The following is a 23,834-nucleotide window of genomic DNA, read 5'->3' on the forward strand; positions in this document are numbered from 1 at the left end:
TTGAATAAGCCGGCGCCCGCCGAACTCTACACCATTGTTGACACTCTTTCCCTACCCGCCGCTCTTCCGATCTAGCCGGTGCGCTCGCCTGCGGGGCCGCAGCCGCTGTGCCTGCGGCTTCGAGCAGCACGATCAGCGTGCCTTCCGACACCGAATCGCCCACCTTGACCTTGACTTCCTTCACGACGCCGGCGGCCGGGCTCGGCACGTCCATCGTCGCCTTGTCCGACTCGAGCGTGACGAGCGACTGCTCCTTCTCGACCGTGTCGCCGACCTTCACGCCGATCTCGATCACCGGGACGTCCTTGTAGTCGCCGATGTCGGGGACCTTTACCTCGAGCGTGCCGCCGGCTGCAGCCGGTGCGGCCGCCGGTGCAGCAGCAGCCGGTGCCGGCGCTGCCGCCGGAGCCGGTGCGGCCGCGGGCGCTGCCGCGCCGTTCGCCTGCGCCGCGGCGCCGCCTTCGAGCAGGATGATCAGCGAGCCTTCCGACACGGAATCACCCACCTTCACCTTGATTTCCTTCACGACGCCCGCTACCGGGCTCGGCACGTCCATCGTCGCCTTGTCGGATTCGAGCGTGACGAGCGACTGCTCGGGCTCGACGGTATCGCCGACCTTCACGCCGATCTCGATCACCGGGACGTCCTTGTAATCGCCGATATCCGGCACCTTCACTTCGATCGCTTGACTCATCTGTTTCTGTCTCCATGGCCGCGCGCGCTCCTCGCGGGAGCGACGCGCGGCATCACACGGCGTGTGCGTTAAACGGTCATCGGGTTGGGCTTCGACGGATCGAGGTTGTACTTGGCGATCGCGTCCGCGACCACCTTGCGCTCGATCGTGCCCTCGTCGGCCAGCGCGTTGAGCGCGGCGACGGTGACCCAGTGACGGTCGACTTCGAAGAAGTGACGCAGCTTCTCGCGGGTATCCGAGCGGCCGAAGCCGTCCGTGCCCAGCACGACGAAGCGGCGATCGATCTGGCCGCGGATCTGGTCGACCAGCGCGCGGACATAGTCGGTCGAAGCGATGACCGGGCCCTGCGTGTCCTTCAGGCACTTCTGCACGTGCGACAGGCGACGCTCTTCGGTCGGATGGAGCAGGTTCCAGCGCTCGACCTGGTGGCCTTCACGCGCGAGCTCGGTGAAGCTCGGCACGCTCCACAGGTCGGCGGCGACGCCCCAGTCGTTCTTCAGCAGGTCGGCGGCAGCGATCACTTCGTTGAAGATCGTGCCCGCGCCGAGCAGCTGGACGCGCGGCGCCTTCTTGTCGGCGTCGGCCTTCCTGAACGCGTACATGCCCTTGATGATGTCGGCCGCCACGTGCTCGCCCTGCGGAATCGCCGGGTGCTCGTAGTTCTCGTTCATCACCGTGATGTAGTAGTACACGTCTTCCTGGTCCGCCACCATGCGGCGCAGGCCGTCCTGGACGATCACCGCGAGCTCGTAGCCGAAGGTCGGGTCGTAGCTCACGCAGTTCGGCACCGATGCCGCCCACAGGAGCGAGTGGCCGTCTTCGTGCTGCAGGCCTTCGCCGTTCAGCGTCGTGCGGCCCGCGGTACCGCCGAGCAGGAAGCCGCGCGAACGCATGTCGCCCGCGGCCCATGCCAGGTCGCCGATCCGCTGGAAGCCGAACATCGAATAGAAGATGTAGAACGGCACCATGATCTCGCCGTGCGTCGAGTACGACGTCGCCGCCGCGATCCAGTCGCACATGCCGCCCGCTTCGTTGATGCCTTCCTGCAGGATCTGGCCGGTTTCCGATTCCTTGTAGAACATCAGCTGGTCGGAATCTTCCGGCACGTACTTCTGGCCTTCCTGGTTCCAGATGCCGATCTGGCGGAACAGGCCTTCCATGCCGAACGTACGCGATTCGTCCGGAACGATCGGCACGACGCGCTTGCCCAGCGCCTTGTCCTTCAGCAGGATGTTCAGGATCCGCACGAACGCCATCGTCGTCGAGATCTCGCGGCCTTCGCCCGTGCCTTTCAGCAGCGGCTCGAATACGTCGAGTGCCGGCACCGGCAGCGACGTCGCCTTCTCGCGGCGGTGCGGCAGGTAGCCGCCGAGGTCCATGCGCTTCTGGCGCATGTATTCGAGTTCCTTCGAGCCTTCCTCGAACTTCAGGTACGGCACGTCGGCGATCTGCTCGTCGGTGATCGGCAGGCGGAACTGGTCACGGAACTTCTTCAGTTGCTCGACCGGCAGCTTCTTCTGCTGGTGCGTGATGTTCATTGCCTGGCCCGACTCGCCCATCCCGTAGCCCTTGATGGTCTTCGCGAGGATGACGGTCGGCGCGCCCTTCGTGTTCGTGGCTTCATGGAAAGCCGCGTAGATCTTGTGCGGATCGTGGCCGCCGCGGTTCAGCGCCCAGATGTCGTCGTCCGACCAGTCGGCGACGAGCGCCTTCAGTTCAGGCGTGTTGAAGAAGTGCTCGCGCACATATGCGCCCGACTCCGACTTGTACGTCTGGTATTCGCCGTCGACGGCTTCCATCATGCGGCGCATCAGCGCGCCCGACTTGTCGCGTGCGAACAGCGCATCCCAGCGGCTGCCCCAGATGACCTTGATCACGTTCCAGCCGGCACCGCGGAACTCCGATTCCAGTTCCTGGATGATCTTGCCGTTGCCGCGCACCGGGCCGTCGAGACGCTGCAGGTTGCAGTTGATCACGAACACGAGGTTGTCGAGCTTCTCGCGGCTCGCCATCCCGATCGCGCCAAGCGATTCCGGCTCGTCGGTCTCGCCGTCGCCGAGGAATGCCCACACCTTGCGGCCTTCCGTCTTCGTGATGCCGCGCGCCTGCAGGTACTTCATGAAGCGCGCCTGGTAAATCGCCATGATCGGGCCGAGACCCATCGACACGGTCGGGAACTGCCAGAAGTCCGGCATCAGCCACGGGTGCGGGTACGACGAAATACCGTTGCCGTCGACTTCCTGGCGGAAGTTGTCGAGCTGCTCTTCCTTCAGGCGGCCGAGCAGGAACGCGCGCGAGTACACGCCCGGCGACGAGTGGCCCTGCACGAACACGAGATCGCCGCCGTGCTGCTCGGACGCTGCGTGCCAGAAGTGGTTGTAGCCGACGTCATAGAGCGTCGCGGCCGACGCGAACGACGCGATGTGACCGCCGACGTTCGTGTCCTTGCCGGCACGCAGCACCATCGCCAGCGCGTTCCAGCGCGTGTACGAACGGATACGGTGCTCGACGTCCTGGTCGCCCGGAATCTTCGCCTGGGCTTCGACCGGAATCGTGTTGATGTACGGGGTGTTGGCGGAGAACGGAAGGTGTTCGCCGTGCATGCGGGCGAACTCGATCTGCTTTTCGATCAGGTAATGCGCGCGGCCGGCGCCCACGGAGGAGATCACGCCATCGAGCGACTCCAGCCACTCGACGGTTTCTTGCGGGTCGTCGTCACGTTCGGCGGCGACATATTTCATCACTTCGTTCGGTACAGCGGACATTCTCGTCTCCTGGGTCCTGGAATGTGAGGATCGCTCTCGTGCAGACGACGCGACGCGACCGGCTGCGGGCAAGCTCCAGCGGATTGTAATGAGCGCGCGCGGGCATGCGCAACAGAATTTTCGAATTATGAGATCTTTTCTTGTAATGTGAAATATTGCTGCGCTGCACCCATATTTCGGGGCGCTCCGGCGCGCGCCGGCTGAACAAATCCGTTTCCGTTCAACATATCCGGTATGGGTTTTCCATGTATTGCGCTGCGCTACAATCCTGCCATGTTGACCGATCGGCTTTTCGCACGCTCGGCGCGACCGTCGGGCCCGCCGGCGGAGTCGCAGCCGTCCCGTTGGCACCACGGACCGTGGTGGTCCAATTCCTATTTGCTGACGCCGCTGCTGTCGATCCTCGTGTTCCTGGTGGTGATGAGCCTCATCCTGTGGAGCCTCAACCGCCGCGAACAGCAGCAGCAGGAAGACACCCTCTTCCGTAACGTCGCGTGGGCGCAGCAGCAGATCCGCCTGTCGATGACGGGCGCGCAGGAGCAACTCCAGGCGCTGTCGCGCGATCTCGCCTCGGGCCGCCTCGACCAGAACGCGTTCCAGATGGCCGTCGCGGACGTCATGCAGACGCATCCGGAAATCCTCTACCTGAACTGGTATACGTCGCCCGGCGTGCAGCGCTGGCCGACCGTGCATCCGCCGCTGCTCGGCCAGCGGCTCGCGAAGCCCGGCGACGCGCAGATGCAGGAGGCCGTGCGCGGTGCCTACGACGAGGCGCGCAGCACGCGTCGCCAAGCCTATTCGCCGCTGATCTACGACGACTTCGGCAACGGCTTCATCACGCTGCAAACGCCCGTGATGCGCGGCGACCGCGAGTACCTCGGCACGATCGCCGCGGTGTTCTCGGTCGAAGGCATCCTGAAGCACGACATCCCGCAGGAACTGTCGTCGAAGTACAAGATCTCGATCACCGACGCGAACAATCGCGAGCTGTCGTCCACGTCGACGCGCCCGCGCCTGCCGCGCGACTCGCACTACGACCTGCCGCTCGATCCGCCCGGCCAGGGGCTGACCGTGCGCGTGTACGCATTCCCGCAGCTCACGAACCTGACCAACAACACGCTCGTGTGGCTCGTGGCAGGCCTGTCGTGCTTCGTGCTGTGGAGCCTCTGGAGCCTGTGGAAGCACACGCGCCAGCGCTTCGAGGCGCAGCAGGCGCTGTACGCGGAAGCGTTCTTCCGCCGCGCGATGGAAAATTCGGTGCTGATCGGCATGCGCGTGCTCGACATGCACGGCCGCATCACGCACGTGAACCCCGCGTTCTGCCGGATGACGGGCTGGGACGAAACCGACCTCGTCGGCAAGGTCGCGCCGTTCCCGTACTGGCCGCGCGACGCCTACCCGGAAATGCAGCGCCAGCTCGACATGACGCTGCGCGGCAAGGCGCCGAGCTCGGGCTTCGAGCTGCGCGTGCGGCGCAAGAACGGCACGCTGTTCCATGCGCGGCTGTACGTGTCGCCGCTGATCGACAGTTCGGGCCGCCAGACCGGCTGGATGTCGTCGATGACCGACATTACCGAGCCGAAGCGCGCGCGTGAGGAACTCGCGGCCGCGCACGAGCGCTTCACGACGGTGCTCGAAAGCCTCGACGCCGCGGTGTCGGTGCTGGCCGCCGACGAGGCCGAACTGCTGTTCGCGAACCGCTACTACCGCCACCTGTTCGGCATTCGCCCGGACGGCCATCTCGAGCTGTCGGGCGGCGGCTTCGACCGCGCGCAGGCTTCGTCCGACTCGATCGACATGGTCGACGCGTTCGCGGGCCTGCCGGCCGCCGCGCTGACGAGCAGCACCGCCGATGCGCAAGAGGTGTACGTCGACAGCATCCAGAAGTGGTTCGAGGTGCGCCGCCAGTACATCCAGTGGGTGGACGGCCACCTCGCGCAGATGCAGATCGCGACCGACATCACGACCCGCAAGAAGGCGCAGGAACTCGCGCACCAGCAGGAAGAGAAGCTGCAGTTCACGAGCCGACTGATGACGATGGGTGAAATGGCGTCGTCGATTGCTCACGAATTGAACCAGCCGCTCGCCGCGATCAACAACTACTGCTCGGGCACGCTCGCGCTCGTCAAGAGCGGCCGCGGCACGCCGGAGACGCTGCAGCCCGCGCTGGAAAAGACCGCGCAGCAGGCGCTGCGCGCGGGGATGATCGTCAAGCGGATCCGCGAATTCGTGAAGCGCAGCGAGCCGAAGCGCCAGCCGGCGCGGGTCGCGGACATCGTTGCCGACGCGGTCGGGCTCGCCGAAATCGAGGCCAGGAAGCGCAGGATCCGGATCGTCACGGAAATCCTCGCAAGAATGCCTATTATTTATGTCGACCCCGTGTTGATCGAGCAGGTGCTCGTGAACCTGATGAAGAACGCGGCCGAGGCGATGGCCGACGTGAAGCCGGCGTCGGCGGACGGCGTGATCCGCGTCGTCGCCGACATCGAGGCGGGATTCGTCGACATCCGCGTGATCGACCAGGGCCCGGGCGTCGACGAAGCGACCGCCGAGCGCCTGTTCGAACCGTTTTACAGCACCAAGTCCGATGGCATGGGCATGGGGCTGAACATCTGCCGTTCGATCATCGAATCGCATCGGGGGCGTCTGTGGGTGGTCAACAACGTCGAGCCGGATGGCCGCATTTCCGGCGCGACGTTCCACTGCAGCCTGCCCATTGGGGAACCCGCTGATCTCGGCCAAGGGGGGCGCGAGGCATCGGCATCACATACCGTTACGGGAGAACTATGAATAGCCCTGTCACCACCACTCAGGAAACCGTCTTTGTCGTCGACGACGACGAGGCCGTACGGGACTCGCTGCGCTGGCTGCTGGAGGCGAACGGCTATCGCGTGCAATGCTTCTCGAGCGCCGAGCAGTTCCTCGATGCGTACCAGCCTGCCCAGCAGGCCGGCCAGATCGCGTGCCTGATCCTCGACGTACGGATGTCGGGCATGAGCGGCCTCGAACTGCAGGAGCGCCTGATTGCCGACAATGCCGCGCTGCCGATCATCTTCGTCACGGGGCACGGCGACGTGCCGATGGCCGTCTCGACGATGAAAAAGGGTGCGATGGACTTTATCGAGAAACCGTTCGACGAAGCCGAGCTGCGCAAGCTCGTCGAGCGGATGCTCGACAAGGCCCGAAGCGAAAGCAAGAGCGTCCAGGAACAGCGTGCCGCGAGCGAACGCCTGTCGAAGCTGACTGCGCGCGAGCAGCAGGTGCTCGAACGGATCATCGCGGGCCGCCTGAACAAGCAGATCGCCGACGATCTCGGGATCAGCATCAAGACGGTCGAAGCGCACCGCGCGAACATCATGGAAAAGCTCAACGTCAACACGGTGGCCGACCTGCTGCGCCTCGCGCTGTCGAAGAAGCAGGCCTGAGCGAACGCCGGCCGCGGCGGCACTGCCCGCCCGGCCCGCAGCCAGCCCCAGCCGCCCCGCGCGATGCGGCCCACTCGCGCGGCGGCAGCGTTTCTCCCGGCGCGCGAGCGCCGCGGCCATGACGCTTCCCGCTTATTCGCTGTCGGACGGCAGCAGGCGAACGGTATAATCGCGTGCTTTGCTGCGACGCTTCGAGCGCCGCACGCCCGCATTCCAACTTCCCGGCAGGACCACCACCATGACAGCCCTCCTCATTGACGGCAACGCCCTTTCGAAGACCCTGCGCGCACAGGCCGCCGAACGCGCCGCCGCCCTGACCGCACGCGGCCACCAGCCCGGTCTCGCGGTGATCCTCGTCGGCGCCAACCCGGCGAGCGAAGTCTACGTGCGCAACAAGATCAAGGCGTGCGAGGACAACGGTTTCTTCTCGCTGAAGGATGCGTATCCGGCCACGCTGTCGGAAGCCGACCTGCTCGCGCGCATCGACGCGCTGAACCGCGACCCGAAGATCCACGGCATCCTCGTCCAGCTGCCGCTGCCCGCGCATATCGACAGCCACAAGGTGATCGAGGCGATCGCGCCGGAGAAGGACGTCGACGGCTTCCACATCGCGAACGCCGGCGCGCTGATGACCGGCAAGCCGCTGTTCCGCCCGTGCACGCCGTACGGCGTGATGAAGATGTTCGAGGCGCACGACATCCCGCTGCAGGGCGCGAACGCGGTCGTGATCGGCCGCTCGAACATCGTCGGCAAGCCGATGGCGATGATGCTGCTCGACGCCGGCGCGACCGTGACGATCTGCCACAGCAAGACGCGTGACCTCGCCGCGCACACGCGGCAGGCCGACGTCGTGGTCGCCGCGGTCGGCAAGCGCAACATCCTGACCGCCGACATGGTGAAGCCCGGCGCGACGGTGATCGACGTCGGCATGAACCGCGACGACGCGGGCAAGCTGTGCGGCGACGTCGACTTCGCGGGCGTGAAGGCAGTGGCCGGCCACATCACGCCGGTGCCGGGCGGCGTCGGCCCGATGACCATCACGATGCTGCTGATCAACACGATCGAAGCCGCCGAGCGCGCCGCCGACGCGGCCGCCTGACCCCCTGCCCGTTCAGCCGGCGTGCGATTCCGCACGCCGGCGCCTCTCCGGCCGCACCGCACCGGTCGCGCCGCCAGCGCCCCCGCCCCGCATTCGACCCCGCGTCAATCGCGTCGTTAGAAACTAACGATTGGAAAGCGCGCGATGCGCCCCAATAATGTCGATATCGGGCGCCGCGTTGCCTTGCGCGCCCTACCCTTTTCACTCCGGTTCATCCGGCAACAGACAGGGAGTCTTATGTCCGCCAGCGCCAACACCAACCCGCTTCTCGATTTCTCGGGCCTGCCCCGCTTCGGCGAGATCCGCCCGGAACACGTGACGCCCGCGCTCGATACGCTGCTCGATGCCGCCAACCGCGCGGTCGAGACGGCAAGCGCGGCCGCGACGCCGGCAACCTGGGCAGAAATCGTCGAGACGGTCGAGCACGCGACGGAGCCGCTCGGTCGCGCGTGGGGCATCGTCGGCCACCTGAACGCGGTCGCCGATACGCCCGAACTGCGGGCCGCCTATGGCGAGAACCTGCCGCGCGTGACCGAATTCTGGTCGAGCGTCGGCCAGAATCTCGCGCTGTACGAGAAGTACAAGGCGATCGCCGCGAGCGCGGAATACGCGACGCTGTCCACCGAACGCAAGAAGATTCTCGACAACGCGCTGCGCGATTTCCGCCTGTCGGGCGCCGAGCTGCCCGAGGACCAGAAGCCGCGCTTCGCCGAACTGCAGGAACAGCAGGCTGCGCTGTCGAAGGCATTCTCCGATCACGTGCTCGACGCGACCAACGCGTACGCGTACATCGTGCAGGACGGCGCCGAACTGGCCGGCCTGCCCGGCGACGCGATCGAGGCCGCCCGCGAAGCCGCGCAGAAGGACGGCAAGGAAGGCTGGAAATTCACGCTGCACTTCCCGTCGTACTTCCCGGTGCTGCAATACGCCGACAACCGTGCGCTGCGCGAGACGCTCTACCGCGCCTATGCGACGCGCGCGTCGGAACTCGGGCCGCAGTACGGCGACGGCAAGGCCGAATGGGACAACACGGCAATCGTCACCGATGCGCTGAAGCTGCGCCGCGAAGAAGCGCTGATGCTCGGCTACCGCAACTTCGCCGAAGTGTCGCTCGCGCCGAAGATGGCCGAATCGCCGCAGCAGGTGATCGCGTTCCTGGAGGATCTCGCGACGCGCGCCCGCCCGCACGCGGACAAGGACTGGGACGAGCTGCGCACCTTCGCCGCAAAGGAACTCGGCCTCGCCGAACTCGCGCCGTGGGACGTCGCGTACGCGGCCGAGAAGCTGCGCCAGCAGCGCTATGCGTTCTCGGAAAACGAGGTCAAGCAGTACTTCCCGGAGCCGGCCGCGCTGAAGGGCCTGTTCACCGTCACCGAGACGCTGTTCGGCGTGCAGATCAAACCGGACGACGCGCCGGTGTGGCACAAGGACGTGCGCTTCTTCCGCGTCGAGAACCGCGACGGCTCGCTCGTCGCGCAGTTCTATCTCGACCTGTACGCACGCGAAGGCAAGCGCGGCGGCGCATGGATGGACGACGCGCGTTCGCGCGCGAAGCGCGGCAGCAGCGTGCAAACGCCGGTCGCCTATCTCACCTGCAACTTCTCGGCGCCGGTCGGCGGCAAGCCTGCCTGCTTCACGCACGACGAAGTCATCACGCTGTTCCATGAATTCGGCCACGGGCTGCACCACATGCTCACGCGCGTCGACGAGCTCGGCGTGTCGGGCATCAACGGCGTCGAATGGGATGCCGTCGAGCTGCCGTCGCAGTTCATGGAGAACTTCTGCTGGGAATGGGACGTGCTGTCGTCGATGTCGTCGCACGTCGACACGGGCGCCGCGCTGCCGCGCGAGCTGTTCGACAAGATGATCGCCGCGAAGAACTTCCAGAGCGGGCTCGGCACGCTGCGCCAGATCGTGTTCTCGATGTTCGACATGCTGCTGCACGTCGACTTCGACCCGGCGGGCGCCACCGGTGTGACCGCGTTCGCACGCGAGATCAACGAACGCTATCACGTGATCCCGCAAGCCGCGTTCTCGCGCTGGCCGAACACGTTCAGCCATATCTTCGCGGGCGGCTATGCGGCCGGCTACTACAGCTACAAGTGGGCCGAGGTGCTGTCGGCCGATGCGTATGCGGCATTCGAGGAAGCGGCTGCCGCAAGCGGCAGCGTGCTCGATGTGGCGACTGGCACGCGCTATCGCCGCGAAATCCTCGAGGTCGGCGGCAGCCGCCCGGCGATGGATTCGTTCAAGGCGTTCCGCGGCCGCGAGCCGCAGATCGATGCGCTGCTGCGCCACAACGGGATGGCCGCGCCCGCGCACTGAGCGCGCCGCCCGGCCGTTCAGGCTGCATGGAAACCAGGGCACCGCTTCGGCGGTGCCTTTTTTCATGGCGCGGGCGCTTCGTCGTCGAACAGCGAGAACTGCCCGTGGCGCTCGGCCGTATCCTCGTCGATGCGCACGCCGACGCCGAGCAGCCGCACCGCCTGCGCACGCCGTTGCAGCCCCTTCGCGAGCAGCGTGACGGCCGTGTCCGCATTCGTCGCGTCGGCCACGCACTCGACCGTCGTGCGCTGGAAATCGGCGAAGCGGATCTTCACGTACAGCTTGCGGATCGACCGTGCGGCGCCCGCCCGCGCGATCCGCGCATCGAGCTGCACGACGAGGCGGCGGATTTCCTCCGCGCACTGTTCGAGCGTCGTCAGGTCGGTCACGTAGGTCGTCTCGACGCTGACCGACTTGCGCTCCTGGTCGGCCTGCACGGGCCGCTCGTCGATTCCGCGCGACAGTTCGTACAGCCGCCGCCCGAACGCACCGAATTCGCGGTGCAGGTCGATCAGCGGCCAGTCGCGCAATTGCGCGCAGGTCTGGATGCCGAGCCGGTCGAGCCGCGTGGCCGTGACCTTGCCGACGCCGTGCAGCTTGCGCACCGGCAGCGCCGCGACGAACGCGTCGATCTCGTGCGGCCGCACGACGAACAGCCCATCGGGCTTGTTCCAGTCGGACGCGATCTTCGCGATGAACTTGTTCGGCGCGACGCCGGCCGACACGGTCACGCCGACCGTGTCGTACACGCGCTGACGGATCTCCCGTGCAATCAGCGTCGCACTGCCCTGGCACCGCGCCGACCCGCTGACGTCGAGATATGCCTCGTCGAGCGACAGCGGCTCGACATCGGGTGTGTAGTCGCGATAGATCGCCATGATCTGCCGCGACGCCGCGCGGTACTTGTCCATCGCGGACGGCAGGATCAGCAGGTTCGGGCACTTGCGCATCGCCAGTGCCGACGACATCGCCGAATGCACGCCGTAGCGCCGCGCCTCGTAGTTGCAGGTCGCGATCACGCCACGCTGGTCGGGCCGGCCGCCGACCGCGAGCGGCCGGTTGCGCAGCGACGGGTCGTCGCGCATCTCGACCGACGCATAGAAGCAGTCGCAATCGCAGTGAATGATCTTGCGCATGCGTGGCAGCGCGCCGCCCGGCAGCGGCACGTGCGGATCGGCAGGCGGAATGATGGTCGGGTTCACGGTGCCGATACTGTACAAAAACACAGTGCCGGTTTCAACTGTCGCGTGCGCCCGCGCCCGGCTGCGCCGTACCGGCCCGCTTTGCGCGGATCGTACCGGCCGGGCGCAGGCAACGGCACCTATACTCGTCTGCCGCAAGACACGAAACGCAAAGGTGACGAATGAAGACGATCGGACTGATCGGCGGGATGAGCTGGGAATCGTCGGCCGAGTACTACCGGATGATCAATCGCCATTCGAAGGCGCTGCACGGCGGGCACCACAACGCGAAGAGCGTGCTGGTCACGGTCGATTTTGCGGAGATCGAAGCGCTGCAACGCACGCACGACTGGGCCGCGCTCGGCGAACGGATGGCCGGCGCCGCGCGACAGCTCGAAGCGGCCGGCGCCGATCTCGTCGTGCTGACGACCAATACGATGCATCGCGTATGCGATGCGATCGAAGCCGCAGTGACGCTGCCGTTCCTGCACATCGCCGATCCAACCGGCGACGCGCTGCGCGACGCCGGCGTCGAGCGCGTCGCGCTGCTGGGCACGCGCTACACGATGGAGCTGCCGTTCTACGCGGAGCGGTTGCGCGGCAAATTCGGGATGGAGGTGCTCGTGCCGGACGAACGCGGGCGCGACGACGTGCACCGGATCATCTACGACGAGCTGTGCCACGGCATCGTCTCGCCGGAATCGCGTGCGACCTACGCGACGATCATCGAGGCGCTGGCACAACGCGGCGCGCAGGCCGTGATCCTCGGCTGCACGGAAATCACACTGCTGATCGGCGCCGACGATTCGCCGCTGCCGGTGTTCGATACGACTGCGCTGCATGCGAAGGCAGCGGTCGAGTGGGCGGCGGGCTGACACCCGCGCGCCGTCGCGCGGCGGGTCGGCCGGATGCCCCCCCACTCGCCGGCAACCATCACCGCATTTTCGTGGCCGGATTATTCCGCGTGGCGGGAATCACCATTGCGGGGTTCTCGTCGCCCTGCTCGCAACACCGTGCTCTCGCCCGCTGCACGGGGCCCGGCGGGAACAGCCCGCCAATCGGCGGCGCGCGCCATGCGGCCTCGCCAACGCGACCGGTTATCCATTGGTAACAAAGTGAACGCAAATTGGTATGCGGGCGGAGTCGCTGCAATCGACGCTGCTCGTGCGATCTCTTTTTCCACCAACAGGAACCTGAACATGAATAGATTCAGCTCCGTGGCCGGTGTGCTGCTCGCCGTGTCGACCCTGCTCGACGCGCACGCCGATCCCAACATCACCGCGTCGGCCACGTCGACACCCCACGGCGGTTTCGACCGCATGACATGGGACATCACGCCCGAGGTCGTGCCGACCGACGTCAATGCCAGTTACTACTGGGCCAACGAGTTGTCGTCCGAGCACGGCGGGCACGCGATCTATACCGGCATCCAGCCACGCACCCAAGGCAGCAATCTCGTGATCTTCAGCGCATTCGGCACTGGCACGACGCCGTTGTCCACGAATTGCCGCGGTGGCGCCGACGGCGGTGCGGGAACATCATGCTCGCTCGCCTACGCATGGAACCCGGGTCATGCGTACCGGCTGCAAGTCGTCCATGCGCAGGCCGATCGCAGCGACGGGCGCTCGACCGTCGAAGGCTTCATCACGGACGTCGCCACCGGTGTCACGACGCCGACCGGCAGCATCGCCGTACCGGCGGACTGGGGCGGCCTGTCGAGTTCGGCTTACCTGTTCGATGAGTACTTCCCGTTCAATGGCGCATCAAGCGACCCGATGAAGCGGCCGTGCGTGCCGTATGCACGGTACACGACGTCACTGCCGCATTTCTATCTGAAGGATGTGGACTATCCGACGACCGAACGGTCGATCCGGCTGAATACGGGCAAGGACAAGTGCGCGGTGCTGGCCGGTACGCCGAATGCACGGGCGACGCTCGTCAACACGTCGACTTATCGGCTCGAGAACGGCTTCCTGCCCGGGAGCCCGGGCGCGCCGAAATAACGTTCGGACGCAGAAAACAAAAAACCCGGCACGGAGCCGGGTTCTTGTCGACGAAGCGCGCATCGGTCACTTGCGCTGCACATCGTCTGGTGTGCTTGGTTGCGGGGGTAGGATTTGAACCTACGACCTTCGGGTTATGAGCCCGACGAGCTGCCAGACTGCTCCACCCCGCGTCAGAGAAATAAATTATAGGGTGAGGGAGTACTCACGTCAACACTTTTGTCACAATTTCTTCTCGGTTCATCGAAACAGCGGCGCGCGGCGCCTCCCCCGCCCCGCACGATGCGCGCGTTCACACCGCGTGCTCGCGGTAAGATGGCGGCCTTCGCATTCACCCCGCTCGCACACTCCCGTTCATGAAAATCGCAACCTGGAACGTCAACTCGCTCAACGTACGCAAGCAGCATGTGCTCGACTGGCTCGCGCAAAGCGGAACCGACGTGCTGTGCCTGCAGGAACTGAAGCTGCCGGACGAGAAATTCCCGCGCGGCGAGCTTGAAGCCGCCGGCTACCGCAGCTGGTTCACGGGCCAGAAGACCTACAACGGTGTCGCGATCCTCGCGCGTGACACGCTGTCCGTCGACGAGTCGGACATCGTGCGCAACATTCCCGGATTCGACGATCCGCAGCAGCGCGTGGTCGCCGCGACGGTCGACGGCGTGCGCATCGTGTCCGCGTATTTCCCGAACGGCCAGGCGCCCGACTCCGACAAGTTCGTCTACAAGATGCAATGGCTCGACGCGCTGCAGGCATGGCTGCGCACCGAGCTGCAGCGCCACCCGAAGCTCGCGCTGCTCGGCGACTACAACATCGCGCCGGAAGACCGCGACGTGCACGATCCCGCGAAATGGGAAGGCCAGAACCTCGTGTCGCCGCAGGAGCGCGCGCACTTCGCGCAGTTGATCGAGCTCGGCTTCGTCGATGCGTTCCGCCGCTTCGAACAGCCGGAGAAGACCTTCACGTGGTGGGACTACCGGATGATGGCGTTCCGCCGCAACGCGGGGCTGCGCATCGACCACGTGCTGCTGTCGCCGGCGCTCGCGGAAACCTGCACGTCGTGCGAAATCGATCGCACGCCGCGCACGTGGGAACAGCCGTCCGACCACACGCCCGTCGTCGCGGTCGTCGGCTGATTACGCCGCCCAAGCGTACTCAGCGCCGCGCGGGCGCCGGCCCGAGATGGGCCCACAGGAACCCGAATTCCGCCGCGTCGGCTTCCGCGCGTTCCAGATCGTCGGCACTGCCGTGGCCGCCGTCGGTGTTCTCCCAGTACCACACCCGTTCGTGACCGAGCGCATGCATGCGCGCGGCCATCTTGCGTGCATGCGCGGGATGCACGCGGTCGTCGCGCGTCGACGTCGTCAGCAGTAACGGCGGATACGCGACGCCTTCGCGCACACGGTGATACGGCGAGTACGCGGCCAGCGCCGCGCCTTCGTGCGGATCGTCCGGGTCGCCGTATTCGTCGAGCCACGCGGCGCCCGCGTGCAGCTTCGGATAGCGCTGCATGTCGAGCAACGGCACGCGGCACAGCACCGCGCCGAACAGCTCGGGGCGCTGCACCATGCACGCGGCGACCAGCAGCCCGCCGTTGCTGCCGCCCTCGATGCCGAGCTGCGCGGCGGTCGTCACGCCGGTCGCGGCCAGATCCTCGGCCACCGCGATGAAATCGTCGAATGAACGCTGGCGGTGTTCGCGCTGCGCATCGACGTGCCAGCGCGGCCCGAATTCGCCGCCGCCGCGGATGTGCGCGAACGCCATTACGCCGCCACGCTCGAGCCACCCGATACCGAACGCATCGCTGTAGCCCGGCAGGTTCGGGATCGCAAAACCGCCATAGCCCGACAGCAAACACGGCCGCGCGACACGCGCGGCGCCGTCGGCCACGTCGAGTGCATCGCGCGGCCCGATCAGCGTGTACGGCACGATCGTGCCGTCCTGCGAGCGCGCGCTCGCGCGGCGCACGACGAGCCCGGCCGCGTCGAACTGCACTGGCGGCCGGTCGAGCAGCACGCGCCGGGACTGTGCGTCGTCCGCGCGGTCCGCAAGATCGGCCAGCCAGCATTCGGGCGGATCGAGACAGGTGTCGACGTCCACGTAAATCTCGTCGTTCAGCGTCGACTCGACGGGTTCGACGTCGATCTGCGCGTCGCCCGGCCCCGGCCACTCGAACGGCCGCGCGTCCCAAGTCCACGTGCCGTCGTCGGCCTGCCGCGGCTGCCACAGCATCGTGCGGTTGTGTACGTCGTCGAGCCAGCTCGCGATCAGCGTCGTGCGCGTATGCGTCCACGTGCATGCGGACGTCGACGGTTGCGGCGCGAACAGCGTCGTAAATTCGCGCGCCCCGGCCAGGAATGCCTGCTCGCGGATCGCGAGCAGCGAGCCGCCCGCATGGCGCACGCCGTCGCAATCCCAGTCGAGGCGCGGCTCCAGCACGAGCCAGCCTTCCCAGAACCCGACCTCGACATGGGTCGGCACGTCGTAGCGCGCCCACTCGCCCGCCTCCGTCAGCCGGTACGCATGGGAGTCGAAGAAATCGACGCTGCGCCACGCGACATGGCGGTTGTCGATCGGATCGAACCCCGCACCCGCGCTGATGTCGTCGGGTTCGCCGCTGAAGACGACAAGCGCATCGGCAAGCGCCGTGCCGCGCACCCAGCGGCGCGCTTCATACGGATAGCCGGCCGCGGTCGCATGCGCGTCGCCGCGATCCCAGCTCACGTAGACGGTATCGCGATCGATCCAGCCGACCGTGTGATGCCCCGGCTCGTCGATCGTGAAGCCATCGTCGACGAAACGACGTTCGACGAGATCGAATTCGCGCACGACGACCGCGTCGGCACCGCCCGGCGACAGCGACAGCAGCGCGCGATCGCCGTCCGGATACAGGATCGCGTCCTGCTCGAACACCCACGACTCGCCCTCCTCCGCGCCGAGCGCGTCGACGTCGAGCAGCGTTTCCCATGCCGGTTTTCCCGCGCGCCAGTCGTCCCAGCGCGTGCGGCGCCACAGCCCCTTCGGATGGAGATCGTCCTGCCATAGGTCGTAGGCCCAGTCGCGCCAGCGGGTCGGAATCACCGGGCGCTCGCGCGGCAGGTACGCTTTGGCGAGGCGCGCCGTCAGCGCGCGATATGCGTCGTCGTCACGCAGCGCGGCGCGCGTGCGCGCATTCTGCTCGTCGACCCACGTGCGGGCGCGCTTGCTGTCGAGCGCTTCGAGGAAACGGAACGGGTCGGCCCCGGCGGGCCAGCGGAAAGAATCGGACATTGCGGATGGGCGGAATGGCAATCTGCGTGCAAACCGCGATTATGTCCGATCGCGGCATGCGCGATGCCTGCGCATGCCGCGAATCGTGCTCAGGGCTCCAGATGGAGTTCCTGGATCTTGCGCGTGATCGTGTTGCGGCCGATGCCGAGCCGCTCCGCGGCCTCGACCTTGCGGCCGCGCGTGAAGTCGAGCGCCTCGCGGATCACGGCCGCCTCGAAGCGGCGTGCGAGTTCGTCCATCACGTCGGCCGAGTTTTCGCGCAACAGCCGTGCGACTTCGGTGCGCAAGCCATGCTCCCATATCGGGTAGCCAGCCGGCGCGCCGCCGTTCGGCGCAGCCGCGACGGGCGCGGTCGCCACCGGTGCCGTACCGGTCGCCGGTTGCGCGGGCGCCGCATCGCCACCGCCGACGTGCGCATCCGCGCTGTCGCCCGTCGTGCCGGCCGGCGCACCGGCCGGTACGAGGTCGGGCGGCAGGTCCTTGATCTCGACCGTCTGCGCGGGCGCCATCACGGTCAGCCAGTTGGCAAGGTTCTCGAGCTGCCGCACGTTGCCGGGAAACGCCAGCGACGTCAGGTACGCGAGCGCGTCGTCGGATACACGCTTCGGCTCGACGCCGAGATCGCGCGCGCTCTTCTGCAGGAAGTGGCGCGTGAGCAGTGCGATGTCCTCGCTGCGTTCGCGCAGCGGCGGCAGGCGCAGCCGGATCACGTTGAGCCGGTGGTAAAGGTCTTCGCGGAACAGCCCCTGCCGCACGCGCGATTCGAGATTCTGGTGCGTCGCGGCGATCACGCGCACGTTCGCGCGCAGCGGGTTGTGCCCGCCGACCCGATAGAACTGCCCGTCCGACAGCACGCGCAACAGGCGCGTCTGCAGGTCGAACGGCATGTCGCCGATTTCGTCGAGGAACAGCGTGCCGTTCTCGGCCTGCTCGAAGCGGCCCTGCCGCGTCGTCTGCGCGCCGGTGAACGCGCCGCGCTCATGGCCGAACAGCTCGGATTCGAGCAGGTCCTTCGGAATCGCCGCGGTGTTCAGCGCGATGAACGGCCCGTTCGCGCGCGGGCTGTGACGGTGCAGCGCACGCGCGACGAGCTCCTTGCCGGTGCCCGATTCGCCGGTGATCAGCACGGTCGCGGCCGAGTGCGACAGGCGGCCGATCGCGCGGAACATGTCCTGCATCGCGGGCGCCTGGCCGAGCATCTCGGGCGCCTCGGCCACGCGCTCGTCCTGCGGCGCGCCGCCGCGCAGGCTTTCCTCCACCGCGCGGCGGATCAGCTCGACCGCCTTGTCGACGTCGAACGGCTTCGCGAGGTATTCGAACGCGCCGCCCTGGAACGCCGCGACGGCGCTGTCGAGATCGGAGAACGCCGTCATGATGATGACGGGCAGGCCCGGCAAGCGCTCGTGCATCGCCTGCAGCAACTCGAGGCCCGAGCCGCCCGGCATCCGGATGTCGGATACGAGCACCTGCGGTGTCTCGTGGTCGAGCGCGGCCAGCGCGTCACGCACGTTCGCGAAGCTCTTCGTCGCGAAGCTGTCGCGGGCGAGCGCCTTTTCGAGCACCCAGCGGATCGATTGGTCGTCGTCTACTATCCAGATCGGCTTCATAGGTCGGTCAGATATTGGTGAATCTGGTGAATCGCGATGCTGCCGCTCAATGGTCGAGCGGCAGCAGGATCTGAAATTCGGTGCGTCCGGGCCGGCTTTCGACCTCGATCACCCCGTCGTGCTGCTGCACGAACGTCTGCGCGAGCGTGAGGCCGAGGCCACTGCCGTCGTCGCGCCCGGACACGAGCGGGTAGAAGATCCGGTCGCGGATTTCTTCCGGAATGCCGGGCCCGTTGTCGATCACGTGCAAGTCCAGTGCCAGCCGGTACAGGCGCTTCGCGATCGTCACCTTGCGCGCGATGCGCGTGCGCAGCTCGATCTTCGCGTCGCCCTGCGCGATCCGTTCGCGCAGCGCCTGCGCGGCATTGCGCACGATGTTGAGCAGCGCCTGGATCAGTTGCTCCTTGTCGCCGCGCAGGTCCGGCACGCTCACGTCGTAGTCGCGCTCGATCGTGAGCCCGCGCGGGAATTCCGCGAGCATCACCGCGCGCACGCGTTCGCATACTTCATGAATGTTCACGTCGCCGACGATGTGCGGATGCCGGTGCGGCTCCAGCAACCGGTCGACGAGCGTCTGCAGGCGGTCGGACTCCTTGATGATCACCTGCGTGTATTCGCGCAACTCGCCGCGCTCGCGCTCGCCGAGCTCGAATTCGAGCAGTTGGGCTGCGCCGCGAATGCCGCCGAGCGGATTCTTGATCTCGTGCGCGAGGTTGCGGATCAGCTGCTTGTTGACCGCGGTCAGGTCGTGGATGCGCTCCTCGCGATCGGTACGCGACTGCCGCTCGTTCTCGAACAGCTCGACGAGCACGAAATCGGGCGCGGTCTCGAGGAAGCCGACGATCGCATGCACGTGCAGCGGTTCGCGGCCGGGCCGGTCGAGCACGGTATCGAGGTGCGTCGCGTGAAAGCGTTCCTCGCCGATCGCGGTGATCGTCGACGCGAGCTCGTTCGCGTTCGGAAAAATCTCGCCCCACGGCCGCTGCGCGAGCTGCCGGCGCGAGATGTCGAGCATCGCCTCCGCGGACGGGTTCGCGAATGCGATCCGCAGCGTCTTGCGGTCGAGCACGATCACGACCGTCGGCAGCGCTTCCAGCCCCGCCAGCAGGCCCGAGCGTGCGAGCCGCTCGTCTTCCGTCAGTCGCTCGGGCTGCCCCGTTTTCGCCTTGATCAGATTCTTCAGAACCATCTGCGTGCTTGTCGCGCCTCAACGGGCCAGAATAGAAAAATCGCCGGAACAAAAAAGGGACGGCTGGACGCCGCCCCTTTCAGACTCCGCCGTTCCCGCCGCAGGCCGCGCGACGGGAACGAACCGGCATGACGGCGCTGAATCGAAGCGCCATCGCCGATTAGAGCGAGTAGTACATCTCGAACTCGATCGGGTGCGTCGTCATGCGGAACTTCGCCAGCTCCTGCTCCTTCAGCGCAAGGTACGCGTCCAGCATGCCGTCCGTGAACACGCCACCGCGCGTCAGGAACTCGCGATCCTTGTCGAGTGCTTCGAGTGCCTGGTCGAGGCCCGCGCAGACGGTCGGGATCTTGGCATCTTCTTCCGGCGGCAGATCGTACAGGTTCTTGTCCGCTGCTTCGCCCGGATGGATCTTGTTCTGGATCCCGTCGAGGCCGGCCATCATCAGCGCCGTGAAGCACAGGTACGGGTTCGCCATCGGATCCGGGAAGCGCGTTTCGATACGGCGGCCCTTCGGGTTCGACACGTGCGGAATGCGGATCGATGCCGAACGGTTGCGCGCCGAGTAGGCGAGCTTGACCGGTGCCTCGAAGTGCGGGACCAGACGCTTGTACGAGTTCGTCGTCGGGTTCGTGATCGCGTTCAGGGCACGGGCGTGCTTGATGATGCCGCCGATGTAGAACAGCGCCAGTTCCGACAGGCCGGCGTAGCCGTTGCCCGCGAACAGGTTCTGGCCGTCCTTCCAGATCGACTGGTGAACGTGCATGCCCGAACCGTTGTCGCCGACGACCGGCTTCGGCATGAACGTCGCCGTCTTGCCGTACGAGTGCGCGACGTTATGGATGATGTACTTCGACCATTGCGTCCAGTCGGCGCGCTCGACCAGCGTCGAGAACTTCGTGCCGATTTCGTTCTGGCCCTGGCCCGCCACTTCGTGGTGGTGCACTTCGACCGGGATGCCGAGCTGTTCGAGCAGCAGGCACATTTCCGAACGCATGTCCTGGAACGTGTCGACCGGTGCGACCGGGAAGTAGCCGCCCTTCGTGCCCGGACGGTGGCCCGTGTTGCCGCCTTCGAATTCCTTGCCCGACGACCACGGTGCTTCTTCCGAGTTGATCTTCACGAAGCAGCCCGACATGTCCGTGTTCCACTGGACCGAGTCGAAAATGAAGAATTCCGGCTCCGGACCGAAGAAAGCCGTGTCGCCGATGCCCGTGCTCTTCAGGTACGCTTCGCCGCGCTTCGCGAGCGAACGCGGATCGCGCTCGTAGCCCTTGCCGTCGGCCGGCTCGACCACGTCGCAGGTCAGCACCAGGGTCGACTCTTCATAGAACGGGTCGACGAATGCAGCGTTCGGGTCCGGCATGAGCAGCATGTCCGACGCCTCGATGCCCTTCCAGCCGGCGATCGACGAGCCGTCGAATGCATGGCCGCTTTCGAACTTGTCTTCGTCAAACGCCGAAACCGGCACCGACACGTGCTGTTCCTTGCCGCGCGTATCCGTGAAGCGGAAATCGACAAACTTGACGTCCTCGTCCTTCACGAGCTGCATGACGTCGGCGACGGTTTTACTCATAACCTCTTCTCCTGATTGAACAATTCCGGCGGACTGGGAACCGCCTCGTTTATCGAGCTGATCGGGGTCTTGCTTTGGCGCAGCGCGCCCCGATTCGACCGAATTCTATAAAGCAGCTTCCGTGCCATCTATGCGCAAGACTGGCGCGATTCGCGCCAGCGCTCGTCGCGACGGGGCTGTGCTGCGCAATTCCGGGGCTCGGCTTCACACCGCCCGCCGGCCGAAAGCACCGCAATGGTGCAATCATCCCGGCACACCGCACCAGCGGAATCATCCTGGTGCATTCGCGCCATTCTGCACTCTTTTGGTGAAAACGTGTGTGACGCGCGCACCGTCCCCCACGCGGACATCCGTGCTGCGGTGCCGCGCTAGAATGTTTGTTTGACCGCTAGGAGACTCCCTGCCATGAGTACGCTCGACCAGCTTTACGCGAAGGCCGACGAACGCCGTGCACAAGGCGCGCTGAACTACGCCGGGGCGTTGCTGCCGGCCGAGGCCTTCGAACTGCTGCAGCTCGATCCGTCGGCACGCCTCGTCGACGTGCGCACCCGCGCCGAACTCGACTGGATCGGCCGCCCGCTCGTCGGCGACGGCCAGTACCTGCACCTCGAATGGACGCGCTACCCGGGCGGCGTGCCGAACGCCGAATTCGTCAACGAACTGAAGGCGGCCCTCCCGGCCGATACACCCATCCTGTTCCTGTGCCGCAGCGCCGCGCGCTCGAAGCTCGCCGCGGTCGCCTCCACGCAGGCCGGCTTCTCGAAGGCGTTCGACCTGCTCGAAGGCTTCGAGGGCGCGAAGGACGCCGAAGGCCACCGCAAGACGGTCGACGGCTGGTGCTTCCGGAAACTGCCGTGGATCGGCGCCTGACGGCACGACGCTCCCGCCGGCTGCGACAACCTCATCGTCGAGCCGGGCGATGACATGCCGATGACGGGCCGCATTGCGCGGCCCGTGGTTTTTGTGCGGCCGGTTGAGAGGCCGAGGGGCCGCTCAGGCGCGCGGCGTATCGGGCTCGACGACGTCGCCGCCGAGCAGGTGCACGCCTTCGCGCAGCTTCACGTACGCGGCTGCGACCGCTTCCGGCTCGCCCTTCACGCCGAGGTCGATGTGACGGCGCGCGTAGATTCCGCCGCGCTCCGCATCGCCGACGCTCGGCAGGCTGAACACGCGCACGCCCGGGAAATCGCGCTCGATGCGCTCCATCAGCGGCGTGAGCGTCGATTCCGGCAGCTCGAACACGTACAGCGAGCGCTCCGCATGCGGCGTCGCGTGATGCAGGTGCGCGTACTTCGTATCGAGCACCCATTCGATCATCGGCCACGCCATCACCGGGAAGCCCGGCACGAAGTGCAGGTCGCCGACCGAGAAACCGGGAATCCGGTTGTAGCCGTTCGGGATGATCGTCGCGCCCACCGGGAACACGCCCATGTTGAAGCGGTGCTGGTTCTCCGGCGAGTCGAAGTCGACCGGCGTGGCCGGATCGGTGTGCGTTTCGCGGATCCGCTCCGAAATCAGCACCTTCGCTTCCGGATGCAGCTCGAGCGGCACGCCGAGCGCAGCGGCCGCGCACTGGCGCGTGTGGTCGTCCGGCGTCGCGCCGATCCCGCCCGTCGAGAACACGATGTCGCCCGACGCGATCGCGCGTGCCAGCGTCGCCGTGATGCGCGCCGGATCGTCGCCGACGTATTCGGCCCAGTCGAGCGCGAGGCCGCGCGCGCCGAGCAGCTCGACGACCTTCGCCAGATGCTTGTCCTGCCGGCGGCCCGAAAGGATTTCGTCGCCGATGATGATGATGCCGATGCTCATGCCTGCCCCATGTCGATTGCGGTGGCGCGCGAACTCGCACGCAGGTCCTCCAGCGCGCGCAGGCAGTAATGCCCGAACCACAGCGCCGAGAAGACGAGGATGAAAGCGTAAACCCAGATCATGGCCGCCGCGACGAACGGAAACAGCACCATCATCCAGACCGACGATACCCACACGAAGGTCGGCACGGTGCCGAGCAGCCCGGTCGCGACGCCGATGCCGATCAGCGGCCAGCGGTGCTGCCGCACGAGCGCCCGGCGCTCGTCGCGGCTCGCGTGCAGCGCGAGCGCGTCGTAGGTCATCACGCGGTACGTGAGCCAGCCCCAGATCACGGGCGGCAGCAGCGCGAAGAACGGTGGAATCAGCCACAGCGGGATCGTGACGACCAGCACGACGACGCCGGCCAGCGCCGCAAACAGCGAATTGAACACGCTGCCGAAGAAGGTGCCGCCCCGCTTCGGCTCGAGCGCCGCGAACTGCCGGTTCGACAGGTGCTTGATCACGACCGGCATCGAAATCGTCGCGATCAGCAGCAGCACGGTCAGCACGATCAGCGGAATCGCGAGCGACACCACCACGAACGGCGCGACGACCGCATGCAGCTGCGACATGCCGATCGCATCGAACGCGCGGTACAGCATGGCCGTCAGCACGAAGCCGTCGAGCGCGCCGCGCGCGAGGTCCAGCAGCGTCTGCCACGAGAACCACAGCACGACGCCCCACAGGACGGCCGAGACGAGAAACGGCATCAGGGTGAGCCACAGCATGCGCGGGTGCAGCGCACTCGCGAATGCCCGGACGAAGGAGCGCAGCAGGTCGTTCATGCGAGCCTGTATCGACGGAGAAAAACGGGGAAAGGATAAACCACGCGGCCCGCATGCGCCAAAGCACATG

Annotated in this window: 17 protein-coding genes and 1 tRNA gene; 8 read left to right on the plus strand and 10 right to left on the minus strand. The window is 66.5% G+C overall.

The features are described 5' to 3' along the window. Together G3N64_RS09990 and aceE are read right to left on the minus strand one after the other, a co-directional pair. A partial coding sequence (locus G3N64_RS09990; RefSeq protein ID WP_346778812.1) for a biotin/lipoyl-containing protein occupies nucleotides 1-694 on the minus strand: 694 nt, incomplete at its 3' end. A gap of 68 nt (nucleotides 695-762) precedes the next feature. Further along, on the minus strand, nucleotides 763-3,459 hold the full coding sequence (gene aceE, locus G3N64_RS09995) for a pyruvate dehydrogenase (acetyl-transferring), homodimeric type (RefSeq protein WP_205783652.1): 2,697 nt from the start codon (nucleotides 3,457-3,459) through the stop codon (nucleotides 763-765). 273 nt (nucleotides 3,460-3,732) lie between these two features. Between aceE and fixL the strand changes: the two genes are divergently transcribed. The 4 genes from fixL to G3N64_RS10015 all read left to right on the plus strand — a co-directional run bounded on the left by fixL (nucleotide 3,733) and on the right by G3N64_RS10015 (nucleotide 10,308). Next, nucleotides 3,733-6,249: an oxygen sensor histidine kinase FixL gene (gene fixL / locus G3N64_RS10000; protein WP_205783653.1), complete on the plus strand. Its 2,517-nt coding sequence runs from the start codon at nucleotides 3,733-3,735 to the stop codon at nucleotides 6,247-6,249. Further along, complete coding sequence (gene fixJ, locus G3N64_RS10005) at nucleotides 6,246-6,884, plus strand: oxygen response regulator transcription factor FixJ (protein WP_006493245.1); 639 nt, start codon at nucleotides 6,246-6,248, stop codon at nucleotides 6,882-6,884. Before fixL ends, fixJ begins: the two co-directional genes overlap by 4 nt. A 238-nt stretch (nucleotides 6,885-7,122) precedes the next feature. Continuing rightward, nucleotides 7,123-7,983, plus strand: a complete 861-nt coding sequence (gene folD / locus G3N64_RS10010; protein ID WP_205783654.1) for a bifunctional methylenetetrahydrofolate dehydrogenase/methenyltetrahydrofolate cyclohydrolase FolD — start codon at nucleotides 7,123-7,125, stop codon at nucleotides 7,981-7,983. Between the two features lie 237 nt (nucleotides 7,984-8,220). After that, nucleotides 8,221-10,308 carry a M3 family metallopeptidase gene (locus G3N64_RS10015; RefSeq protein WP_205783655.1) on the plus strand — a complete coding sequence of 696 codons (2,088 nt, stop codon included), beginning with the start codon at nucleotides 8,221-8,223 and terminating at the stop codon, nucleotides 10,306-10,308. A gap of 62 nt (nucleotides 10,309-10,370) precedes the next feature. On the opposite strand, the gene dinB is transcribed toward G3N64_RS10015, so the two are convergent. Continuing rightward, on the minus strand, nucleotides 10,371-11,534 hold the full coding sequence (gene dinB, locus G3N64_RS10020; RefSeq protein ID WP_205783656.1) for a DNA polymerase IV: 1,164 nt from the start codon (nucleotides 11,532-11,534) through the stop codon (nucleotides 10,371-10,373). A gap of 137 nt (nucleotides 11,535-11,671) precedes the next feature. Between dinB and G3N64_RS10025 the strand changes: the two genes are divergently transcribed. Together G3N64_RS10025 and G3N64_RS10030 are read left to right on the plus strand one after the other, a co-directional pair. Continuing rightward, nucleotides 11,672-12,364: an aspartate/glutamate racemase family protein gene (locus G3N64_RS10025; protein WP_205783657.1), complete on the plus strand. Its 693-nt coding sequence runs from the start codon at nucleotides 11,672-11,674 to the stop codon at nucleotides 12,362-12,364. 324 nt (nucleotides 12,365-12,688) lie between these two features. Beyond that, complete coding sequence (locus tag G3N64_RS10030; RefSeq protein WP_205783658.1) at nucleotides 12,689-13,492, plus strand: hypothetical protein; 804 nt, start codon at nucleotides 12,689-12,691, stop codon at nucleotides 13,490-13,492. 96 nt (nucleotides 13,493-13,588) lie between these two features. On the opposite strand, the gene G3N64_RS10035 is transcribed toward G3N64_RS10030, so the two are convergent. After that, nucleotides 13,589-13,665, minus strand: a tRNA-Met gene (locus G3N64_RS10035). 183 nt (nucleotides 13,666-13,848) lie between these two features. Here G3N64_RS10035 and xth point away from each other — a divergent pair. Beyond that, the gene (gene xth / locus G3N64_RS10040) at nucleotides 13,849-14,625 is read left to right on the plus strand and encodes an exodeoxyribonuclease III (RefSeq protein WP_205783659.1); all 777 of its coding nucleotides are present in this window, start codon (nucleotides 13,849-13,851) and stop codon (nucleotides 14,623-14,625) included. 19 nt (nucleotides 14,626-14,644) lie between these two features. Here the strand turns inward: xth and G3N64_RS10045 are convergent, their stop codons facing one another. The 4 genes from G3N64_RS10045 to glnA form a co-directional block, all read right to left on the minus strand. Further along, on the minus strand, nucleotides 14,645-16,759 hold the full coding sequence (locus tag G3N64_RS10045) for a prolyl oligopeptidase family serine peptidase (RefSeq protein WP_205783660.1): 2,115 nt from the start codon (nucleotides 16,757-16,759) through the stop codon (nucleotides 14,645-14,647). 89 nt (nucleotides 16,760-16,848) lie between these two features. Continuing rightward, complete coding sequence (gene ntrC, locus G3N64_RS10050; RefSeq protein ID WP_205783661.1) at nucleotides 16,849-18,366, minus strand: nitrogen regulation protein NR(I); 1,518 nt, start codon at nucleotides 18,364-18,366, stop codon at nucleotides 16,849-16,851. A 46-nt stretch (nucleotides 18,367-18,412) separates the two neighbouring features. Further along, nucleotides 18,413-19,555, minus strand: a complete 1,143-nt coding sequence (glnL, locus tag G3N64_RS10055; protein ID WP_205783662.1) for a nitrogen regulation protein NR(II) — start codon at nucleotides 19,553-19,555, stop codon at nucleotides 18,413-18,415. 160 nt (nucleotides 19,556-19,715) lie between these two features. Then, nucleotides 19,716-21,131, minus strand: coding sequence for a type I glutamate--ammonia ligase (gene glnA, locus G3N64_RS10060; protein ID WP_205783663.1), 1,416 nt, complete (start codon nucleotides 21,129-21,131; stop codon nucleotides 19,716-19,718). A gap of 405 nt (nucleotides 21,132-21,536) precedes the next feature. On the opposite strand from glnA, the gene G3N64_RS10065 reads away from it, so the two are divergent. Next, nucleotides 21,537-22,001 (plus strand): rhodanese-like domain-containing protein, encoded by a 465-nt coding sequence (locus G3N64_RS10065; RefSeq protein WP_205783664.1) that lies wholly within the window; start codon nucleotides 21,537-21,539, stop codon nucleotides 21,999-22,001. A 123-nt stretch (nucleotides 22,002-22,124) separates the two neighbouring features. Here the strand turns inward: G3N64_RS10065 and G3N64_RS10070 are convergent, their stop codons facing one another. Next, on the minus strand, nucleotides 22,125-22,940 hold the full coding sequence (locus G3N64_RS10070) for a molybdopterin-binding protein (RefSeq protein ID WP_205783665.1): 816 nt from the start codon (nucleotides 22,938-22,940) through the stop codon (nucleotides 22,125-22,127). Beyond that, nucleotides 22,937-23,764 carry an EI24 domain-containing protein gene (locus G3N64_RS10075; RefSeq protein WP_205783666.1) on the minus strand — a complete coding sequence of 276 codons (828 nt, stop codon included), beginning with the start codon at nucleotides 23,762-23,764 and terminating at the stop codon, nucleotides 22,937-22,939. The genes G3N64_RS10070 and G3N64_RS10075 overlap by 4 nt, the downstream gene beginning before the upstream one ends. Nucleotides 23,765-23,834: the final 70 nt, after the last annotated feature.

This window comes from Burkholderia sp. Ac-20344, assembly GCF_017104975.1.
GTDB lineage: Bacteria > Pseudomonadota > Gammaproteobacteria > Burkholderiales > Burkholderiaceae > Burkholderia.